Source organism: Pantoea sp. BRR-3P (assembly GCF_039621635.1).
Classification (GTDB): Bacteria; Pseudomonadota; Gammaproteobacteria; order Enterobacterales; family Enterobacteriaceae; genus Pantoea; species Pantoea floridensis.
The window spans coordinates 1-18748 of the sequence record NZ_CP155069.1; the positions used below are offsets into that span (position 1 = coordinate 1).

Consider the following 18748-nt stretch of genomic DNA (forward strand, 5'->3'; position numbering starts at 1 on the left):
ACGCCGAACCTGCATAGAATTCCCCCGCGCGGCGTCAGACGTCTGCGACGCCTGACCACCCCCCTAAGGCTGCTGCGCATACACGTTGCTTTCGTTTCACTCCAGCGCCGTGTATGCTTGCCCTTAGTGGTGCGTCGCCCTGGAACGGTCGAAAAGGCGCGAATCGGCGTATACGCCTCAAGCGCGCTTTTCGCGTTCCAAGTCTCGCACCACTTTCGGGGCGCGGCGGTTCCCCCTATCGGGGAACCTTGCGCCACCCTAAGGGGGGTGGTCAGGCGTCTTCGCCTTTGGCTTGAGCCCTGACGCCGCGCGGATAGCGCGGATTGAACGCTCCGCGTCCATACGCATCCCTGAACGGGATGCTCCTGGAGAGACCGTAAATTATCGCGTGGGCGCGAAAATTTCCTTTGTCCTCGCGTGGGCGCGAGAACAATCTCTTCAATCTCTTTTAAGGGCTTTACCCGCCCCTTATGGGGGCTTGTTAAGTTCGTGCGAATCTCAGCATTTGCGGAGGTGTTTTTGAGTAACTTTGAAATCAATTACCAGAAAAGACAAAAAGTAATTTTGTGGCTCGCTAAGTTTGGTTTTTCGAGTCGCGATCTGCTTGCGAAAATGTTAGGCGTTAACGTCAATGGTCAGGGGGATTTCTTCAAGAAATTAGCGGATGAAGGGATTACCAAAGAAACTTACATTCCCGGCACGAGAAAGAAAGTAGTTACCTTATCAACTGAGGGTGTAGAGGAAGCAAAGATTCATAATCCTACTTTAGCTATTCGTACCTTCCGACGATTTCCTCTGCACACAATCATTCACAGTTACAGCATTCAATCATTCCTCATTACGCAGAAAGGCGTGAAGGATTTCTTTAGCGAAACAGAACTCGCTAAAGAGGGTTACGTTAGAAGGCCCGACCTGCTGATCATAAATAATCAGGACGTCCGAATTGCGGTTGAAGTTGAGCTGACGCAAAAAGATGTTAACCGGATTTACTACAACCTACATGGTCATGCTGACGACTGGCAAAAGGGTAAGATTGATTATGTCATTTATCTCTTTACCTCTGAGTCTGTACTAGGTCATTACCAGGAACTTTATGAGAAAAATCCGTGGCCCAAATTCACAAGTCCTGACGGAAATGTGAGACACATTTCCCGTACAGGTTCTTTCGATCCTATTCACGTTCACTCGCATGGGCTGATTAAGTTTCACAAGTTTGAGCCTTATGCTCTGTAGGAGTTTGTATGGAATATCCTTTCGGTTATGTAGATGACACTTTTGAGGAAGCTATTAAGTCATGGAATCTGATTCACGATGAATTACTTCCTATCATGCACCTCTACAAAGACCCATCGATCACCGATATTTTTGTAGACCGCTATGATGATATAAGCGTCATGCGTAACAGTATTCTTGAGAAAGTAGATTGCAGGTTTGATTCCGAAGACCGGCTTGTTTCTCTCATACAGCAATTCTGCGTTACGTTGGATCAGGATGAATTAAATCTTCAGGCTCCAATTCTTGATGCCAGGCTTCCCGATGGTAGTCGTCTTAACGCTACGCATGTATCTACTACTCCTTCCGGCTCAACAATGGCCCTGCGTAAAGTTCCCATAGAGAAGTTTACGACAGAATTTTTTCTTAAGAACGGTATGTTCACGGAAGAAATGCTTGAGTGGTTGATAGCGATGGTCAGGGACAAAAAAACGTTCCTGGTCTCAGGGGTTATGGGTTCCGGCAAAACGTCCATGATCCGATATCTGGCTGAATACATTGATCGCCGGGAACGAGTCATCACTGCTGAAGATACGCAGGAGCTACATATACGTTCTATGTTTCCGTTCGGCCTGGCTATGGAAGCCCCAAACAGACGTGAAAGCCCTATCGATTTGCCTGCGCTTACTCATGCAACCCTGCGCCAGCAGCCGGACAGAGTAATCGTAGGAGAGCTGCGTAAACCGCCAGCCGTGGATGCTTTCATTCAAATCATTTATACAGGTTTACGCGGCTGTGCATCGACCGTACACGGCAAGAGTGTTGCGCACTGCCTTTCACGCCTCCAGTACCTTTTAGCCTCTGCCGGTCACGTGAGTTACGAGCTGACAGGTGTTCTCTTACGTGATGCTATTGACGTAATAATCCAGACGCATCGTGATCCCCAGTGGGGAAGAAGGATTACTGAAATTGGCGAATTGCGGGACGGGAAAATTCACATCATTTTCCGTTTCAATACTCAGACCGGAAAACATGAGCGTGTAGGCGAGTGAGGGAGCTGGGCCACCTTGAGTGGCCCAGCCCCTAACCAGTTCTCTACAAATGTTAATGAATGTGCTTGATTCTTAGAACGCTAATTTTTAGATTCCGTTACCATTTTAAGCTAAGTGCATATTTTAATTAGCATTCTAAGAATAGGCCGATTCTCATATTGATCGTGATATGTAAAGAATGTAAAGTTCGGCTTCTGAAAACGTAAGCGGCTACGGCTTCTTCTTTTTCGCTGGCCTTCTCCGAGGTGAGCCATCAGGCTTAAAACTTTCGGGAGGGTTTATAGGGGAACGGTTTTGCTCTGCGAGCTTATAGAACCGTTCCTTATCGCTAAGGGACTGGCTTTTCTCTGCGTTTATGGTCATCAGTATTTCCGTAACGTCGATTCCCAAAGCTGCTGCGACATCTAAGCATTTTTCTCGGCTTAACCAACTTTTTCCATACTTCAGCGTCGTGATGTACTGGCGGCTGACTTCCAAATAATCCGCGATCTTAATGTTCGTGTTCAATCTCGTGTGGCGTTTCATCGCCTCAATATAATCGTAGAGTTTTTTCATCGCAGTGTTGAACCGTGCCTCGTTCGATGCTAAATTTCTTAAGTAATAGTGAATCGTTTACATAAGACGTGCAATATATGACGACAGAACAGCGCTTCAAGGTCAACCCAAACCTTAGAAACAACAAGGTGTTTTCGGACAAGAAAATGAAGGCGGGTATACCGCATCAGATGTACATCCTTCTGCTGTTCGTGAATGGCTTTGCTTTGTTACTGGCTATCAAGTTCTTTAGCCTTTTTTCAGTGCTTGCCTTCGTGATCTTTTTGCTCATAACCGTCCTGCCAATATACACGATCCACATGGAAGACCGCGACGCTCATGTTGCATGGCGTTCTGCAATCATCGGCGCTGAAAGTACGGACAACAGCCAGACGACTCAGCGCAAAGTGAAGTTCATAAAACTCAGTGACATTAAGGATACCCGCAAATGAAAAATGTTTTAGCCAATCGCTTACAGGGAGCAAGAAAAAAGCTTCAGGAAGCTTTCGCGTTCAGTCTTGCAGTAGCCTTTTCTGGTAGCGCCCTGGCTGCAAATAACGATGTAACTCTCGATACGCCCAGCGAAGGGTTTTTGCAAAAACTCGTCTCCTGGATGCAGGACCTGATCGATTTAGTCGGCGGGGCTGGCGTTCTGTTCGTTGTGTTCTTATCACTGGCCGCGTGCATCATCATGTGGGTTCTGATTCCGAAAGCTGGCAGCCAGGCATTAGCCTGGGCTTTCCGTGCAGCTATGGGTGGAATTGCATTATTCAACCTGGCGCTGGCTATCGCATGGGTTCAAAAGTAAGAGGTTAGACTGATGCCTTCTGGTACATATAACGAGCAGTTAAACCTTGCAGGTCATGATCGTGATACGGTCTATACCTATTCCGGCACCGTCATTGGAGGGCTTGAGTTAACTGGTCTTGATCCGACATTTGTTACTGATGCGGTCAGGAAGACTGTTAGCGCAATGCTGCGTAATATTTTTCAGCTCCTACCGGCTAACGTTACATTGACTGAATATTATGTGCACTATGAAGGCGTCAAAGTAAAAATTGCCGACCGCGAAAATCCCCGCAGTCAGTTGTTATCGAAACGCCGTCAGGCGTTTCTTAACAAAGTGCGTAACCTCAATGGCTCTCGTATTTATTGGCTGCTGGAAGTTGAGCCTACAGAGAACCTCAACAGTGTCTTTTCGCTGACATTTGCTAAGAACCTTTTTAACAGCATTTTTGATACAGATGCACGTAAGCGACTCGGCCTTGCATTCAAAAACTTCGATTCCTACATGATCGAGGTTGACGAGTATAACAAGCAATGCCGCAAGCTACGTGATGCGCTGAAAGACCTCGATGTTAGGCTTTCTTTCTTTTCGCCTGAAAACAAGCATATGGGCGTAAATGAAATCTGGCGTCTGCAAAAATTTTTAGCAAATTTCAATCCGTCATACCTCACTTCTAAGCCCTGCTCGTTACCAAAGAAAGATTGGGATCAGTATGCACTGGATGGTGAAACCATTCAGAATGTACTCATTGAAGGCGTGCCTATGCTGAAAATAGACGGGGCTAAGCCGGTATATGTTCGCATTGGTAGCATCATTCAGCACGGTCAGGATAGCGTTCCAGAGGCTGTCTGGTCTTACAACGACAGCGGCAAGAAAGCCGTGCTGATGAGGGGAAATTACGTCATTTTCAATCGCTTTAGCCCATTATCAGCATTAAAGCGTTCCTTTGTACTCACGGCGAAAGAGAATGAGCTTTTCAGGGCGCAGATTAACTTCTCCGATCTCATGACGGCCAAGATAAGCAGTGATCACCTTGAGCACCGAGTGAAAGAAAACCCGCACCTGAAAAAAATGCAGGACGAGCTGCTTAACGCCTCTCATTCACCTGAAAAGATAGGTAACTACTTATCTGCGATTGCTGTGTTTGATACCGATCCGCTTAAGTTAATTGAAAGAACAGTTGAAGTTAATCAGGTGGTTACGGATAACTCTATTATTGTGTGGGAAAGCGTGGGCCTTGAAAAAGCCTATTTTGCTATGCAGCCTGGCTATGACAAAAACACCTTCCGTACAATGGTTTACAACACCGCACAAGCCGGTGCAGCTTCCCTCTTTTACCGCTCACATAAAGGTATCAAGACGTGGAAAAAAGGGTTCGACACAGAAGAAGCCATTTACATCTTTGAGTCTGATGACGGCGTTCCTTTCCACTACACGTCTGTAATTGGTGAAAAGAACCTGGTGATCGGGGTTGGACCGACCCGCGCCGGTAAATCATTCGCAAAAAACGTAATAGCATCCCATTTCTCTAAACTGGGCGGTCTGTATACGTCTCTCGACGTTGATCAGGGAACAATACCGCTTGCCAACTTCTTTAAGGAAGACGGGGCCGCGTTTACGCTCTCAGAAGGTGTCAGAGACGGTATGAATACGTTTCAGGATGCCTATTCACCTCAGGATCTCGATTTCGTTTCTCACTACATCGATCAGTTAAAAATCATGCTCCGTTTTAATGAGCGTGAAGAAGACCGTTACTTCTCACCTGATGAAGTGAACGAGCTGGCAAGAAGCATTAAAAGCCTTCTTGAGCAGGAGTTCGCTAACGTGGAAGGCCGGTTGTCTACTAACACACTCAGCACCCTCATGGCGAAAAGCAGCAACCCGATTAAAAACAAACTGGCCGCCTTTTACGGTAAAGGCCATCGGGCATCGCTGTTTGATAACGAGAAGGACGCAATCGGCAAGCTTGATAAGCCGCTTACCGTTTATAACCTTGCTGCCGTTAAAGACAAGAAAGCGGAAGCCCAGCTCATTCAGCACGAGATTTTTTTCCGTACTGTGCGTCTTTTTGAGTCTGAGAAGTACCGCGAAACGCCTAAGTTCATGGATATCGATGAAGCACAGTACACCCTCTCAGTGCCAGGGGCGGCTGATTGGGCGATTACAAAATCACGCACCTGGTTCAAGCATGGTGGCGGTATGGGGTTCTGGACGCAAAGCCCTGAACACTATTCCAACCTGGAGGAATGGGAAACACTCAGGGCCGCAGCGTCTGTGTTTATCTTTATGTCACATCCGGATGCAGAAACGGATTCCTATGTTAAGGCTTTTGGCCTGTCTCCCGACCAGGTAGAAATCATCAGAACTCTGATCCCCCGTCGTCAGATGTACATCTACATCCCGGAGGCACGTATTGCGAAGGTTGTTAACCTCATCGTCGAATCAGAACAATATGCTATCTGCACATCTACAGCTCATGAGGCATCGTTAGCTAACCGCATCTACAAAGAGACTGATGACATTGATACAGCAGTTGATCGCATCGTAGAGGGCTTAGGAAAAGCGAAAACGCCTACGGAGTCGCAGCGCGAACTGGAGAACATCTATCAATGAAACGTACTTTAATTGCGGCCTTAATTGCTGCCAGCTTCCTGGCGTCACCGACCTATGCAATTGTGCCGGTTACAGACTATGTGCAGATCGCCGGACAGCTTCGCGAATTGTCTCAAGGTCTTAAAGACTACGAGGAGTATCTGCAACAAAGCGTCCTCAGCAACAACCAGTTGCTCGAAGCCTATAAACGTTATGATCAGATGCTTGCTGATTACCGGCAGACTCTGCGTGAGGCTGAGAAGCTTAAACAGCAGCTTACCGGGGTTAATCTTCAGGACTTCCTGAACCGATTAAAAAATATTGATATGTATGACCCGCGTTACAGCTCAGGTGATGATGCCAACGTAGGCAGTGGGCCGTGGGATGATGCAATAGAACGAAACAAGCTTCTGAACGGCTGGGGCATGTCTGACGAAGAATGGTCAGAAATGAACGCAGAGATACCTTATTTGAGTAATGACCGTCAGAGAGCTAAAGCCATATTTCAGTATCGCAAGCGGAAAGCTGAAATGGCTGTACGTCAGGATCTGGCAGGCCAGAACAATGACCAGAACATTACCGAGCAGGCTGCCAGGGCAAATGAAATTGGTCAGGCACTGGATGACTTAGGCGATAACGATGTACTCGCTACGCAGCAACTGATGGCTCGCCAGAATCAACTGATTATTGAGCAGAACCTGAACGCACAATCTCAACAGAACACTGATTTCAAAATGTCTAATCAGATCTCAAATGACTACTTTAATAAAATGGCTCGTGCAAGAGAGTTAAAAGAAAAAAACATGAGCAAGGCATATAAAGGTGAATAAGATGAATCATTTTAAGAAAGGCGTACTGGCAGTGTCTCTTTTCTGTGTGTTGTCAGGAAGCGTTCTGGCAGATGAGCGTTATGTCGATCCGGCTCAGAAAAAAATTGATGAGCAACATAAAACGCTGGTAGCCAAATACAAGAATGATTGTTCGGTTAATAACCGGATGACTTGCCTTTTAAAAGCAAAAGAAAGAGCAAGCGATGAAGTGCCAAATCGTGGCAGTGTTAAATATTCGAAGAGTAAATATTCTTCGTTATCTACTGAACAGGCTAAGAGCACATTAAAAGACCTGGTAAGTATTTATGACCGCGTAAAAGGGCAAAGTGCATCTTCATGGACAGGTAAAGTTAAGAAAGAGCAGATTGAAGCAGAGGTCCGATGGATTCTGACAAATAAATTTGACCAGTCATCGCCGGACATAAATTCAGCAAAAATGATGTTAGGTATGTCACTTAGATAATTAAGCGGCGGGTTTAAAAAATTACGGCATGTGCTGTAAGGGGTATCGCTTTGTTTAAAAAAATATTTGCTGTATTTTTGCTGTGGGTTTCTTTTGTTCAGCCTGTGTTTGCTATAAGCAATCAGCTAACAAAAGAAATAGACAATAATGTCCAGGAATATATTGATGCCGTTTTCTCTGCGAACGGTAGTGACATATTTTTGCTGGTTTCAGCAATTGCTACCTTTCTGTTCTTCATGGTGATAGTTGGCGAGATTATCAAGTTTATTATGGGTAACGCAGATTGGGTTGCTGCCTTCACTGCCGTAATTCTTTTCATCGCTACTCTTGCTTTTATTGCCAGCTATGGCCCTTTTACATACGTCATCAAAGGGGCCTTTGAGGATTTAGGTAATGTATTCCAGTTCCTGATCGTAGGTTCTAAAGATAAAATGTTCCTCTCGGATTTTATCGACAGAACAATAACTCAGGCAGTGCAGGCACCTGATGTTGGCTTTACGGATACTATCTGGATGTGGGCCGTAACTATCATCTGGGCTGTCGTATCACTCTTTTTACAGATAGCTTTCTATCTGGCAGACGTGTTTGTCACGCTGGGGTACTCATTAGCAAGGATGGTAGGCGTTCTGTTCATCCCATTCCTTATTGCGCCGTGGACGCGGAAAATTTTCGACGGCTGGGTTCGGTTCTATATTGGTTGGGGTGTGTGTTCAATTTTACTGCGACTGACATCATTGCTTTCTATGCTCGTTATGAAAGCTACGATTAACGCCGCAGGAAAATTCGAAAATCCTGCCTCAACGATGATTGACGGTAATTTCAATGTTACCGCGCCACTGGTTATCACTGATGAAAATTTAAGTCTTCTGTGGGCGATTATTGTCTTCGGGATTATATCTTGCATCATGATATTCAGCTCGTTTTCCTTTGCCAAAATGCTCTGTTCTGGTGTTGGTTCTGCCAGTAATGGAGCAACCAATATGGCTAAGTCTGCCGCCGTTAAAGCCGTTACTGTAATTCTATAGGTGATTAAGATGCCACTCGATAAAAACGAGGTTAAAAAATCAAATCGTTCTTTACGCAGGTCAAAAATGGCGGTTCTGAGAGCCGACCGTACATGGCTTCTAATCGGTTTATTTATAGTGGTGCTGCTGAGTTTTTATAACACCTACACAGCCAAGAAAGCTGTAGAGGAGTCAAAGAACTCACGTGAGGTAGTGTGGGTTAAAATGTGGTCTGACGGTAAACAAGAAGTCAGTCCGTTTAATCCAGATGATGAGCAGCCAATTTACGTAAATGTGGTTAATTCACTGCTGACTAAATACTACGAATCACGCTATCAGATTCACCCGGAAAGCATTCAGCGTGATTATGCCGAAGCCGGTGTTTTTATGGGGGATGATTTGTATACGGAATTTAACGACGAAAGCGGGTTCAATGCCGCAAAAACTGCTGCTGAAATTGCCGCAAAAGGCACTGACCAAAACAGAGTTAATGTAAGCAATATCAGGATTGATCACTACGACGTTATCCCCGGTAATTTCTCCGGTAAGAAGAAAGAAATTATTAGAACTAACGTTTCATGGGATGAAACGACTGTCAGACCTGGCGCTAAAGTGAAGAAGGAAGACACGACAAGAAGGATGCAGCGTATTACCTGGACTGTATTGGACAGGGCGCAAATGAGTAAAAAAAGCACTGGTTGGATTAACGTTAATTCAATCGGTATTGAAATTCTGACTAAAAAAGATCTGGATAGGTAAGCAAATGAAACTGACAAAAACAATTTCTCTTTCTGCAATGGCATTTGTATTTGCCTATTCATCAAATACGCTTGCTGAGCAGTGCCGCATCGTCAACTGGAAAGAAAACATGGTATTGCGTGTTAACTCTGCGCTTTACCTGGGTACGCGTGTGCAGCTCCCTGACGGCACGCAACTTGTGACCGAGAAGCCGTCTAATTCTAACGAACTGTGGGACGTTGACGGGGCCGCAAACCAAATCCTTATCCGCCCGACTTCTGAGGAACCAGGCGGTGTAAAGACCATGGCTACTGCTTTTCTGACCAACGGCCAGGCTCTTGATATTGAGGCTACGCGAGTACCGGCCAGCCAAAACACAACCTGTGTCGTTATTCGCGGCACAACAAGCGGCATTCTCAGCAGCCGCGATCGGAGCAGCATTGGCTCTTATTCAGATGCTGGCCGTGCTGATGCAAGCGCAATGCGTAGCCAGATTAATGAAATGCGTATGAACGCAGAAAGCAGCAAACGACAGGCAGTTTATGAGGCGTTACGGAAATATCGCTATCACATCTATACCCGTTACAACTGGAGCACCGGCAAAGGGTTTGCAGGTAAAAACATCGTCGCAGACGTTTACGATGACGGGCGTTTCACCTACATCCGCTTAAGCAACCCTAACCGTGGGCTGATGGCAGTCCAGGCCGAGGTTGGCGGTAAAAAAGCCGTCGTTCCTACCAAATATGACGATGCTTACGCCATTTACCAGATGGTTGGGATCTATCCAAAATTCACCATGACCCTTGATGGTGTTGAACTGGAAATTAACCGTGCCGATAACGCGACCAACGGGGAATCCTGATATGGAAGAACGGCAAAATCGCGTCGATGAGAAACCTTCTACATACAAGAAAAAGGGCCAGTTTTACCTGATGGTTGCCTTTGGTCTTGTAGGTTTGCTGCTGTTTATCAATATGATTTACAACATTTCGACCTCAACCAAGAAAAGTACTACAGATGAAAATAAACCTGCTGTTGCACCGGCAGTAAATAACGACCCGGATCGGTTTAACCAGCTCGTCGACAACCAGCGAGCCAGGCAGCAGCAACAGCAGCCTAAAGAGCAGCCGAAAAGTGCTTATGACGTGCAGCTAAACGGCAAAAAAGGTGCTGAGGGCGGCGAACAGTCCAAGAACGGTGATGACAATGGCGATAGCCCATCAATCAGCGAGGATGAAAAGCGTAAGCAGAAGCTGATCAATGAGGTTAAAGCACGCTTCGAAGCGCAGGAAGTTGAACGCGCGCTGAAAGCCCGTCAGACCCGTTATGAAGACTCAAATAAGTCTGTTCCAGGCGCAGGCCGCAGCAGCAGCGCAAGCTCTCACCGTTCATCTGGTTCAGGTGGTAGCAATTCTGATCGTATTGCCGATATCGATTCACAGCGTAGTGCTTTGCAGACGCGCATCCGCATGATGGAAGCGCAGCAGGATAAAAGCGGTGATGAAGTTGCTCAGAAAATGGCGTCGGCCCGGTCAAATGTCGATGCGCAAATGCGTGATGCTGGCAAAGGGGTTAGCTCTACCGGTGGTGCCAGAAGCTTCGGCGGCGGCGGCGGCAGCTCTGAGGGGCCAACCGACGAAGAAGGTAATGCAGTTGTAGGTTATCCGGCAGACAACCGCTACAAGGCTTCTACGGAAGGCAAGATCAAGCTTCCCACTGGTGCAGAGGTTAACGCCATTACAACTTACACAGCCGTTTCTGATTTCGTTGGCGGCTCCATGAAAGCAATGGTCACTAACGACATTATGGACGCCAGTAACTCATATATCCTGGCACCTAAAGGTTCAACATTGATGATTAAGGCCGTTGGCGAATCAGGTGTTAATCAGCCTATTCAAAACAAGATGGCTTTTCTCGTGAAATGGCTTGTATTGCCAAACGGTGATCGTATCGATTTTAGCAAGCAGAGTGTGCTTGACCGTATGGGTTCCTCCGGCGTGGCCGCGGATGAGGTGGATTACCACATCACCGCGCAGATCCTCGGCGTTGCGGCTTATGCACTGATTGGCACCAAAACGAGCTATGAGGGTACTGGAGACAGTAAGGAGTCATTCGCAGGAAACTTTGGTTCCGGCGCTCGCCAGCAGGCATCAGGCCAGGCTCAGAAATTCCTTAATATCGTGCCAACAAAAACCCTTCATGCAGGTCAGCCGATCCGCATCCTGATTGAAGACGAAATGTATATCAAACCGTGGAAAACGCTCTATGAAAACTATGTCGATTAAATCTCTTTTAATTACTTGTGTAGCGGCGCTTCCACTGTGTGCAGAGGCTGCTCCTTTCTCTGGTTCAGGCTCAGATAACAAGGGTTACACCGTAACCGAAGTGACCACATCACCGGGCCGTCAGGCTTATGGATATGACGTAAATGTGACAGGCCCGTTTTCGAACGGGGGCGCGATCCCGGCAAATGCCAGGGATTCACGTTACCAGTACGTCGATCCATTAACGGTCTACATGCGCACGGTCTGGCCGGAGGATATAAAGACGGTTCGCCAGGCAGTGGATTATCTTCTCGAACCCACCGGGTATCGGCTTGTGACCAGTTATCCCGCACCGAGAGAAGCGGCGCTGCTCGTTGATAAGCCTGTTCCAGCTATCGCTAAGATGCACCGGACTATGCCAGTGCTCGATGCGCTACAGCTTCTTGTCGGTCTTGATAGCTATGTTGTTGTGGATCACGCGCATCACCTTGTCTCATTTCAGAAAAACGGGTAACGGCCATGAATAAAGCAATTTTTGCATTCGCAATTGCAGCACTTCTCAGTGGCTGCTCAACCACCATGAAGGGCGGCAGCGGCCAGCTATTTCAGCTTTCCGACCGCCATGTGATTTACAGAGATCTTACCGTTCCTGTCGGCCTGGGTAATGAGCCTGTGAAGCAGAACGCTGACATGATGCCGAGTGCTGCCCCATGAAAATAAGTGCGGTGTTAACTCTCCTTCTATTAGCAAGCGGCCAGACTCTGGCCGCCAGTGATGCCGAAATTATCTATGCATCACTCTATGGTGGCGATTCAGCACCACGTTCCCCTGCCGTAGCTCATGCGAGCTACGGAACAGACGACGACAGACGCGCCTCGCCTGAGTGGACTAAGGCGATGCAGAAAAACTGGGGTAAAACGCGACCTCTTTCAGACTTACCCGTAATTCAGAAAGAGGTGGTTAAAGAAGTTCGCGAGGTAATTGAAAACCCGATAGTTAACGGTGTCAGGAGGGATGCGCCTGCTGATATTGAAGCGATTATAAAAAAATACGCGGATAAATACGGGATAAGCGAACTGCTCGTTCGTTCGCTGATTCAGGTGGAGTCCAGCTTTAACCCCAAAGCGGAAAGTCCTGTAGGCGCAAAAGGATTGATGCAGCTCATGCCGGTTCATACGGTCAAGCAGGGCATTGATCCCTATGACCCTGACCAGAACGTTAAGACGGGCATAGCCTATCTGTCTCGCCTGTTAGCCAAGTACAACGATTTGGAACTGGCGCTCGCAGCCTATAACGCCGGAGAAGGCAACGTAGACAAGTACGGCGGCATCCCGCCATTCAAAGAAACGAAGCTATACGTAAAAAAAGTAATGGCGCTGTTAGCCGGAGGATAAATGAAAAAGCTCATCATAGGTGCTGCCGTAGTTTTAACGCTGACCACATATATCAGCCGGGCCGCAGAGGAATACAACGATATTTCTGACCTGGGCCCGATTGAACAGCCAATGCTGGATAAGAAAGACCCCTGCACGATTTTCATGTGTATGACTGAAAAGCTTGAGGGTTCAGAGAGTAAAGAATGTGATCCCGTCAGGAGCTATTTCTTTTCCATTAAAAAATTCGGGCGTCATGGTTTCGACCCGTGGAAGACGTTGAAAAAGCGCGAGGAAGCAATGAGCAGTTGCCCTGCTGACATATCGGGCATTTTAGACAAATTTGGCCGGATGAGGGGATAACATGATTCGATCATCACAAAATCGCACCGGTTATATCCGCAATCCCTGGTCAAAGGAAAATGACGGGATTCACATCGACACCTTTTTTAAGCGAATCAGTCAGGACGCCGGTAAGCGTTGCGGCTGCTATTACGAAATCTACGAAAAGCTGTGCCTAGATAGTCTGCTAAGTGCGCTTGCCAGGCTGGAATCTCTCAATATGAGAGATGCGGAGTATGTGAAAAAGGAAGCAGTGAGCCGTGGCTACGAGCTGAGCCACGAAGGTCAACAGGACACCGAGCGCGCCTATAACGAAACCATGTCTGAGATATGCCGCGAGCAGGAGTAGAGCCATGAAAGAGCAAGATGATTTAGAACGTTACCGCATGACGATAGATGAATACCTGGCATTAATGGAAGAAGATCCGCTGCCGGAAGCTGGAATGAACGTATTACGTGAAATCCTGGCAGAGATAAAAAGCGTTACCCCGTCCTTTATCGCGCAGACAGGAACACTGGCGAAACTTGCAGAGGAACATTCAGACACGTTCCGGGCGCTGCCGGAAGACCGCAAGCGTTCCTACAAGAGCATTTTCGGAGGTCCGATTTTCTTTGTGCATGACTGACCGATCAGCAGGATGCGCACGTAAATTTGCCATCCTGCTATCACTCTGATGTTCTGCAGGACGATGTTTGAGTTTTTTTTGCTATCAGTTTTGGCGCTGCCGGCGAGCTGGCCAGAGAAAAAGTGATAGCAAAAAAGAAACGACCGGCGAGCTGGCCAACGCAAAATTGATTGCGTTTAGCTTGCCCGGATGTAGCTTGAATGTGTGAATTTGCTATCAAGGATTTTTTCATGGGAACGCTAACGGTAAGAACTAAGGACATTCATGATGCGGAGCTGGAAGCTGTAGGGCCGCTTGTGGGTGAGAAAACCGGATCACAGACCCTACTCAGATGCCTGATGCAGTATCAAGCGCAGCAGAAAGAGATTGAGCGTCTTAATCGGGCCTTAAGGCAGTCAGAAGCAGAGAAGAACGATTATAAAATGCGTCTTGAGCGTTTCAGAGACGCACAGAAAGCACTTTTTGATTGATGAGCCGCTAACGCCCTGACGGTTGTTCAATCCCGTTATGCCTCACAGGAAACCTGTGAAACAGAACGGGATTCCTGAAACTGCGATCAACGCCAAGTAGTAGACTGGATTAATGTAAGCTGTTTAGTTATGATTAGTGCGGCCTATAGCAGTGAAAGGCAGTCTTGTTTAAAAGCAAATGTGGTGATAGATTTCATCGCTAACTACGCAAGACGAAAAGAATTTTTGAGGTATGCCACGCCGAAAGGTGGTGAAGGATAGGGTTGAAAAGCCCAAAAAAACAAAGCCCCGGAAATCATGTGCAATCTTGGCGGATGGCATGATGACCGGGGCTAGGTACGAAACCTGTGAAGGATTATAACCTATGTGTTTACCAAATCAACCCCTGCCCGCCATAAGCGCAGGCGGGCGTGTCTGAGAATATTTCATTACCGCTACACCCTGGACGTCCTAAAAATCCTAACCCTGAATTTGTACCACCGAAGGGTAAAGAGACGCTTTCATTCAATCAAAAGCTGATGGATGCAGCGAAAGGATTCACCACTACCTTTGCCTTTGCCATTCATGTTGCGTATGCCCGTCAGAAAGGGTTACGTAAGCGTATGCCACCGAGAGCGCGATTGCAGGCAATTGAAGCACTGCTACAGGGTATCTGCTTTCACTACGATCCGCTTGCTAACAGGGTTAACGTCACTATGACGAACCTTGCTATCGAATGTGGTCTTGCTACCGAAACGGTTCACGACACCCATACGAATGTAAGCATTTCGCGCACTACCCGCGCACTTGAAGCACTGCGTGACATGGGGCTGATTACGTACAAGACAGAGTTTTGTGCAACGCTCGGCTGCAACTTCCCCAGTGACATCTCTTTCCTGCCTGACTTTTTCCGTGCGCTGGACATTTCTGAACGCGCCGTTGAGGGCGCTTGCCGCAGCCGACACGCCTACAAGAACATGAAGCGTAAAGAGCAGGGCTTACCAGAGCTGACACTTGAAGAGCACATAGCGGCAGCCTGGGGAGCTATGCGCAGCCGGTTTTATGCCTATCGCCTGAAACGTAAAAAGCGAGGCGAACTCCGTGCAAAAGCTTTGCGTGACGCTCAGCGCACCCACGCAGAGATCCAGAATCTGGTGAGAAAAGAACTTACCAAAGAGATTGCCGCTGGCTCTTTCCCGATTGACAGAACGGCCATAGACGCTGAAATCGCGCGCAGAGTTAAGCAGCGTATGATCATGTCGCGGGGCAACTTCACCCGATTAGCGGCCTAACTACCCTTTCCTGTTACCTTCCGGCAAACGCCGGAGGGTTTCGCACGTCTGCAATTTATCGTTGCTTAAATCCTGCACGATTCGCTTTGTGAATGGCTTCAGTGTCTGCGTGAATCTGTTTATTTCCAGTAACCGACCACCCTTTCCCAAGCCATTTTTTTCAAGCAATCGAGTTATGCACTATAAAGTGCATGGGACTATCTCTGTAAGGTTCTATCCGCTGAGATTTCAAAGTGCGTGGAGTCTTTTAAACTTCTTGTTTTAAATATCTATTAAAAACAATACCTATTCGCTGCCTGCCCTGTGGACAGTCAGAGTGATGACTTCGCTTGCACTGGCCTACGGCCAAGCCGCTCAGATCTAATAGGTAGCTCCCATCGTAAACGATGGGCAAAAGTGCAAATCATCGGTGATCGTTGTAACTAATCGGCAAAGAGGATTGCTGAACATTCCTTTCGTCTCCGACCGTTTACCTTCTTCACAGCGACTAGATCGAGGCTTCGCAAACCGGCTTAGCAGAAGAAGAGGCCAACTAGCCTAAGTTCATCATTTAAAAGGGCTGTAAAGCTACATGAGCGTTTCAATTTGGAAAAGTGAGTAGATAGGAGGGTTATGTAAGAAAACGCTTAGAAGTGGTTTCAGGAGCTAACTGAAAGAGTATATTAGTTTTACTAACTAATTTTCTTAAAGGATTGAGTATGTCTTTACCTCCATTTGGACTTGTCAGCAAAATTTGGGTTTCTGGTTATGATTTTCTAACGTCATCTGGTAAGAAAAACCAGGCGCTAAATGATATATGCTCTTTGGCAAGGGCAAATATGACAGTGTTAAAGATAATCATTAATGCTGCACCTGCATCCGACTTTAATACCGCTCTGGCAGAAGCAAGACAGATGAAAGCTAATCCTGGTAATTTATTTCCATCGCCTACTAGAATCCAACTGCGGCAACCAGCGGCTACTACCACATTAGACGTTGCTTCAAAGAAGTTTGATGCTATCAAGAGTGACCAAGCTTTTGTTTTACCGGCAAATGTCAGAGATCTATTAAGCTCGATGATAAGCACATTAGATCGCTACCATACAGATTATAATCATTCTTTAACCACTAACTCGCCGGGTAGTTTTCGCTTTAGTCGTTGCTTAAGGCTTCATGATGCAATGATTGATCTTCATGATTCTGCTCGTTTAAGTCTGCCGGAACGACATCGGAAAAGATTCGGTCCGCAAACTCTTAACAGAATTATCTAAATTATTATATTTGCTATCACCATCAACGCTCGCCGCAGACTCACGGCCAGCTTTACCGGACGTGAGCGAGGAAGCGTAATTTCATCGGTTCTGTCAGATAAGCACCTTACGCGCCGATCCGGTGTTGCCGTAGATTTGAGACAAAAAAACCGCTTTGCAGCGGTTCTTCTCATTCCTCCCCTATATCAAAAATCCCCATCACTGGAATGATCTCCTGGCTTGCCCTGCCGGTAATCACCAGAAAGCGCCGCCATAGCCCATAAGGGATCTTTTCATCGCCTGACGTGTAAGCCCGTATGCGGCGACCGGCATTGTTCCCGGACAGGCCAAGCAGTGCCGCCAGTTTATTCTCAGATGCGTATTCCGGGAACGCTGCCATAAACTGATCGAACCAGGCTGACACCAGTTCCGGGGCCGGGGCTTCCCATCCTTCATCAGCCGTTCTCAGGTGTTTATCACCGTAATCGTCAGCATTGATACCAGACGCTGCCGGATAGCGTGGAGCGTCCAGGTTAGCGCGTAACTGCCTGCACCCATCTTCTGAGCCTTGTTGCAGCAGTATAAGACGTTGCTCGTTGATGTTAGGCAGATCGATAGAAATGTTCATAGATGCCTCTCAGCGTCGATTAAGGGCAGCAGAGCTGCCCTTATGCTTGATAGCGTACTAACGCGATAGGTTTATTGCGGCTTAAGCGCGATATGCTTGATATCAGAAACCCGGATGTTCACTAAAGTCAGTGTGCCGGTTGCCAGATTTTCCCACATGCCTTTAGCGTGTATGTGCATCAGGCAGTAATACAGGTAGCGCGGAAGCACTACTTCCGTCCGTGTTACCTTTATCCCGATATGCTCAGGATTGAATGTATACGTGGGTTCTCCAACCGCCTTAACGGTTCCTCTGCGCACTATCCAGAAATCAGCATCTGGAAGGTTTACAGAGACTTTGGCTACATCTTGCAGTCTCATCGTTACTCCTGAATAACTAGCCTTCCCGTCTGGGCGGCTTTCTGTATTCGGGCGTAACTATATCAAGTCATTTTGGCTTTCGGACCTTTTCAATAAACGCTACAACGTCACGATAACGAAATTTGCGGGTTTTGCCGGTGTGCTGGTATAGCGGCTGCGGCAACTCCACTCCTTTATACTCACCCGTTGTCTGGTACTTATAGACCAGCTCCCCTTCCCTGATCCCCAGCCAACCGGCGAAGTCTTTTGTCGTAATTTCCATCTTTAAAACTTAGTTTTCTTAGGTAAACCCTTAGGATGTTCTCAGGGATTCCAAAGGAATCCTAAGGGATTTCCTTAGGGTTTATATAAGGATTCTCAACTCATTCTTTTTTCTTTGCGGTCTGACATGAGTTTTTCATACAGTCCGTCTTTGTGGCCCGGAAGCAAAGAAATATTGCTGATATTAAACCTGTCTAAAACACCCTGGAAGTAATCCAGCGTCAGGTTTTCCGGGGCGTACTCATCCAGGTTGCTGTAAAGCGGTTCATCAGATTCAGGATCAATAACCATGAAGAACCAGTTCATCGGCTCATCCCATCCAAGCAATACATCTACAGTGCCGTGGGGTGTCTCTCCATTCAGTCTGTATTGACTCATCGTAATTCCTCAGGATGTTTATAGTGTTTCCTTAAGAAATCCCACGGATTCCCTAAGGGCGTTACAGCGCCCCGTCTCTTTCGAATTTTTCTCTTATGGCTTCCATGATGTAGCTTGAGAAGTCGAGAACGGTTTTGTTTGAATCTCGCAGCGCCTGGTGTGCGTCGAAGTAGCTCGCCGGAATTGCCTTGAGCGTCTTTGTACGCACCTCTCTTTTAGCCGGTGCATCGGTTGCCGCTGGCGTGTTCACTTTCAGCATGGCATCACCTAACTGGTCATCTGCAACAGCTTGATACAGGCTTGCTTTATTTTTCTTGCTAGTCATTACGGAAACC

The 18748-nt window shown here is 47.1% G+C and carries 26 protein-coding genes; 20 read left to right on the forward strand and 6 right to left on the reverse strand.

The features are described from left to right. Positions 1-513: 513 nt before the first annotated feature. Together AAGR08_RS23670 and AAGR08_RS23675 are read left to right on the forward strand one after the other, a co-directional pair. Entirely contained in the window at positions 514-1233 is a 720-nt protein-coding gene (locus tag AAGR08_RS23670) for a hypothetical protein (RefSeq protein ID WP_345831089.1), read from the forward strand. A gap of 8 nt (positions 1234-1241) precedes the next feature. After that, the gene (locus tag AAGR08_RS23675; RefSeq protein ID WP_345831091.1) at positions 1242-2264 is read left to right on the forward strand and encodes an ATPase, T2SS/T4P/T4SS family; all 1023 of its coding nucleotides are present in this window, start codon (positions 1242-1244) and stop codon (positions 2262-2264) included. A 210-nt stretch (positions 2265-2474) separates the two neighbouring features. Here the strand turns inward: AAGR08_RS23675 and AAGR08_RS23680 are convergent, their stop codons facing one another. Continuing rightward, positions 2475-2819, reverse strand: coding sequence for a hypothetical protein (locus AAGR08_RS23680; protein ID WP_225760262.1), 345 nt, complete (start codon positions 2817-2819; stop codon positions 2475-2477). Between the two features lie 77 nt (positions 2820-2896). On the opposite strand from AAGR08_RS23680, the gene AAGR08_RS23685 reads away from it, so the two are divergent. From AAGR08_RS23685 to AAGR08_RS23770, 18 genes are all read left to right on the forward strand, one after another. Then, on the forward strand, positions 2897-3250 hold the full coding sequence (locus AAGR08_RS23685; RefSeq protein WP_345831095.1) for a hypothetical protein: 354 nt from the start codon (positions 2897-2899) through the stop codon (positions 3248-3250). Continuing rightward, positions 3247-3606 carry a hypothetical protein gene (locus AAGR08_RS23690; protein ID WP_345831097.1) on the forward strand — a complete coding sequence of 120 codons (360 nt, stop codon included), beginning with the start codon at positions 3247-3249 and terminating at the stop codon, positions 3604-3606. The genes AAGR08_RS23685 and AAGR08_RS23690 overlap by 4 nt, the downstream gene beginning before the upstream one ends. A gap of 12 nt (positions 3607-3618) precedes the next feature. Continuing rightward, entirely contained in the window at positions 3619-6198 is a 2580-nt protein-coding gene (locus tag AAGR08_RS23695; protein ID WP_345831099.1) for an AAA family ATPase, read from the forward strand. After that, positions 6195-7007: a hypothetical protein gene (locus AAGR08_RS23700; protein ID WP_345831100.1), complete on the forward strand. Its 813-nt coding sequence runs from the start codon at positions 6195-6197 to the stop codon at positions 7005-7007. The genes AAGR08_RS23695 and AAGR08_RS23700 overlap by 4 nt, the downstream gene beginning before the upstream one ends. A 1-nt stretch (position 7008) precedes the next feature. Next, positions 7009-7470 carry a hypothetical protein gene (locus AAGR08_RS23705; protein WP_345831102.1) on the forward strand — a complete coding sequence of 154 codons (462 nt, stop codon included), beginning with the start codon at positions 7009-7011 and terminating at the stop codon, positions 7468-7470. A 50-nt stretch (positions 7471-7520) separates the two neighbouring features. Beyond that, positions 7521-8495, forward strand: a complete 975-nt coding sequence (locus AAGR08_RS23710; RefSeq protein ID WP_345831103.1) for a type IV secretion system protein — start codon at positions 7521-7523, stop codon at positions 8493-8495. Between the two features lie 9 nt (positions 8496-8504). After that, positions 8505-9233: a hypothetical protein gene (locus AAGR08_RS23715; RefSeq protein WP_345831104.1), complete on the forward strand. Its 729-nt coding sequence runs from the start codon at positions 8505-8507 to the stop codon at positions 9231-9233. Positions 9234-9237: 4 nt separating this feature from the next. Next, positions 9238-10074, forward strand: a complete 837-nt coding sequence (locus AAGR08_RS23720; RefSeq protein WP_345831105.1) for a TrbG/VirB9 family P-type conjugative transfer protein — start codon at positions 9238-9240, stop codon at positions 10072-10074. Position 10075: 1 nt separating this feature from the next. After that, a complete protein-coding gene (locus tag AAGR08_RS23725) occupies positions 10076-11497 on the forward strand; it encodes a TrbI/VirB10 family protein (RefSeq protein WP_345831106.1) in 1422 nt (473 codons plus the stop codon). Further along, positions 11478-11990: a pilus assembly protein PilL gene (locus AAGR08_RS23730; protein ID WP_345831107.1), complete on the forward strand. Its 513-nt coding sequence runs from the start codon at positions 11478-11480 to the stop codon at positions 11988-11990. Before AAGR08_RS23725 ends, AAGR08_RS23730 begins: the two co-directional genes overlap by 20 nt. A 5-nt stretch (positions 11991-11995) precedes the next feature. Beyond that, positions 11996-12190, forward strand: coding sequence for a hypothetical protein (locus AAGR08_RS23735; protein ID WP_345831109.1), 195 nt, complete (start codon positions 11996-11998; stop codon positions 12188-12190). After that, the gene (locus AAGR08_RS23740; RefSeq protein ID WP_345831111.1) at positions 12187-12870 is read left to right on the forward strand and encodes a lytic transglycosylase domain-containing protein; all 684 of its coding nucleotides are present in this window, start codon (positions 12187-12189) and stop codon (positions 12868-12870) included. The genes AAGR08_RS23735 and AAGR08_RS23740 overlap by 4 nt, the downstream gene beginning before the upstream one ends. Continuing rightward, complete coding sequence (locus AAGR08_RS23745; RefSeq protein ID WP_345831113.1) at positions 12871-13212, forward strand: hypothetical protein; 342 nt, start codon at positions 12871-12873, stop codon at positions 13210-13212. A gap of 1 nt (position 13213) precedes the next feature. Then, positions 13214-13540: a hypothetical protein gene (locus AAGR08_RS23750; protein WP_345831115.1), complete on the forward strand. Its 327-nt coding sequence runs from the start codon at positions 13214-13216 to the stop codon at positions 13538-13540. 4 nt (positions 13541-13544) lie between these two features. Further along, positions 13545-13817: a hypothetical protein gene (locus tag AAGR08_RS23755; RefSeq protein WP_345831117.1), complete on the forward strand. Its 273-nt coding sequence runs from the start codon at positions 13545-13547 to the stop codon at positions 13815-13817. A gap of 200 nt (positions 13818-14017) precedes the next feature. Further along, the gene (locus tag AAGR08_RS23760) at positions 14018-14287 is read left to right on the forward strand and encodes a hypothetical protein (RefSeq protein WP_345831119.1); all 270 of its coding nucleotides are present in this window, start codon (positions 14018-14020) and stop codon (positions 14285-14287) included. Between the two features lie 410 nt (positions 14288-14697). Then, complete coding sequence (gene repA, locus AAGR08_RS23765; RefSeq protein WP_345831121.1) at positions 14698-15558, forward strand: plasmid replication initiator RepA; 861 nt, start codon at positions 14698-14700, stop codon at positions 15556-15558. A gap of 698 nt (positions 15559-16256) precedes the next feature. Further along, positions 16257-16808, forward strand: a complete 552-nt coding sequence (locus tag AAGR08_RS23770; RefSeq protein ID WP_345831058.1) for a hypothetical protein — start codon at positions 16257-16259, stop codon at positions 16806-16808. Positions 16809-16977: 169 nt separating this feature from the next. Here the strand turns inward: AAGR08_RS23770 and AAGR08_RS23775 are convergent, their stop codons facing one another. The 5 genes from AAGR08_RS23775 to AAGR08_RS23795 form a co-directional block, all read right to left on the reverse strand. Further along, complete coding sequence (locus AAGR08_RS23775; protein ID WP_345831060.1) at positions 16978-17415, reverse strand: hypothetical protein; 438 nt, start codon at positions 17413-17415, stop codon at positions 16978-16980. A gap of 71 nt (positions 17416-17486) precedes the next feature. After that, a complete protein-coding gene (locus AAGR08_RS23780) occupies positions 17487-17774 on the reverse strand; it encodes a hypothetical protein (RefSeq protein ID WP_345831062.1) in 288 nt (95 codons plus the stop codon). 67 nt (positions 17775-17841) lie between these two features. Next, entirely contained in the window at positions 17842-18036 is a 195-nt protein-coding gene (locus AAGR08_RS23785; protein WP_345831063.1) for a hypothetical protein, read from the reverse strand. A 95-nt stretch (positions 18037-18131) separates the two neighbouring features. Further along, positions 18132-18413, reverse strand: a complete 282-nt coding sequence (locus AAGR08_RS23790; RefSeq protein ID WP_345831064.1) for a hypothetical protein — start codon at positions 18411-18413, stop codon at positions 18132-18134. A 61-nt stretch (positions 18414-18474) separates the two neighbouring features. Then, on the reverse strand, positions 18475-18672 hold the full coding sequence (locus AAGR08_RS23795; RefSeq protein ID WP_345831123.1) for a chaperonin: 198 nt from the start codon (positions 18670-18672) through the stop codon (positions 18475-18477). Positions 18673-18748 lie beyond the last annotated feature (76 nt).

Bases quoted from the DNA above. Each gene is read 5' to 3' on its own strand.
- AAGR08_RS23700 (WP_345831100.1), top strand. From the start codon at position 6,195: ATGAAACGTACTTTAATTGCGGCCTTAATTGCTGCCAGCTTCCTGGCG.
- AAGR08_RS23675 (WP_345831091.1), top strand. From the start codon at position 1,242: ATGGAATATCCTTTCGGTTATGTAGATGACACTTTTGAGGAAGCTATT.
- AAGR08_RS23770 (WP_345831058.1), top strand. From the start codon at position 16,257: ATGTCTTTACCTCCATTTGGACTTGTCAGCAAAATTTGGGTTTCTGGT.
- AAGR08_RS23775 (WP_345831060.1), bottom strand. From the start codon at position 17,415: ATGAACATTTCTATCGATCTGCCTAACATCAACGAGCAACGTCTTATA.
- AAGR08_RS23750 (WP_345831115.1), top strand. From the start codon at position 13,214: ATGATTCGATCATCACAAAATCGCACCGGTTATATCCGCAATCCCTGG.
- AAGR08_RS23720 (WP_345831105.1), top strand. From the start codon at position 9,238: ATGAAACTGACAAAAACAATTTCTCTTTCTGCAATGGCATTTGTATTT.
- AAGR08_RS23715 (WP_345831104.1), top strand. From the start codon at position 8,505: ATGCCACTCGATAAAAACGAGGTTAAAAAATCAAATCGTTCTTTACGC.
- AAGR08_RS23705 (WP_345831102.1), top strand. From the start codon at position 7,009: ATGAATCATTTTAAGAAAGGCGTACTGGCAGTGTCTCTTTTCTGTGTG.
- AAGR08_RS23690 (WP_345831097.1), top strand. From the start codon at position 3,247: ATGAAAAATGTTTTAGCCAATCGCTTACAGGGAGCAAGAAAAAAGCTT.
- AAGR08_RS23695 (WP_345831099.1), top strand. From the start codon at position 3,619: ATGCCTTCTGGTACATATAACGAGCAGTTAAACCTTGCAGGTCATGAT.
- AAGR08_RS23780 (WP_345831062.1), bottom strand. From the start codon at position 17,774: ATGAGACTGCAAGATGTAGCCAAAGTCTCTGTAAACCTTCCAGATGCT.
- AAGR08_RS23790 (WP_345831064.1), bottom strand. From the start codon at position 18,413: ATGAGTCAATACAGACTGAATGGAGAGACACCCCACGGCACTGTAGAT.
- AAGR08_RS23685 (WP_345831095.1), top strand. From the start codon at position 2,897: ATGACGACAGAACAGCGCTTCAAGGTCAACCCAAACCTTAGAAACAAC.
- AAGR08_RS23760 (WP_345831119.1), top strand. From the start codon at position 14,018: ATGTGTGAATTTGCTATCAAGGATTTTTTCATGGGAACGCTAACGGTA.
- AAGR08_RS23725 (WP_345831106.1), top strand. From the start codon at position 10,076: ATGGAAGAACGGCAAAATCGCGTCGATGAGAAACCTTCTACATACAAG.
- AAGR08_RS23740 (WP_345831111.1), top strand. From the start codon at position 12,187: ATGAAAATAAGTGCGGTGTTAACTCTCCTTCTATTAGCAAGCGGCCAG.
- AAGR08_RS23745 (WP_345831113.1), top strand. From the start codon at position 12,871: ATGAAAAAGCTCATCATAGGTGCTGCCGTAGTTTTAACGCTGACCACA.
- AAGR08_RS23795 (WP_345831123.1), bottom strand. From the start codon at position 18,672: ATGCTGAAAGTGAACACGCCAGCGGCAACCGATGCACCGGCTAAAAGA.
- AAGR08_RS23730 (WP_345831107.1), top strand. From the start codon at position 11,478: ATGAAAACTATGTCGATTAAATCTCTTTTAATTACTTGTGTAGCGGCG.
- AAGR08_RS23680 (WP_225760262.1), bottom strand. From the start codon at position 2,819: ATGAAAAAACTCTACGATTATATTGAGGCGATGAAACGCCACACGAGA.
- AAGR08_RS23785 (WP_345831063.1), bottom strand. From the start codon at position 18,036: ATGGAAATTACGACAAAAGACTTCGCCGGTTGGCTGGGGATCAGGGAA.
- AAGR08_RS23735 (WP_345831109.1), top strand. From the start codon at position 11,996: ATGAATAAAGCAATTTTTGCATTCGCAATTGCAGCACTTCTCAGTGGC.
- AAGR08_RS23755 (WP_345831117.1), top strand. From the start codon at position 13,545: ATGAAAGAGCAAGATGATTTAGAACGTTACCGCATGACGATAGATGAA.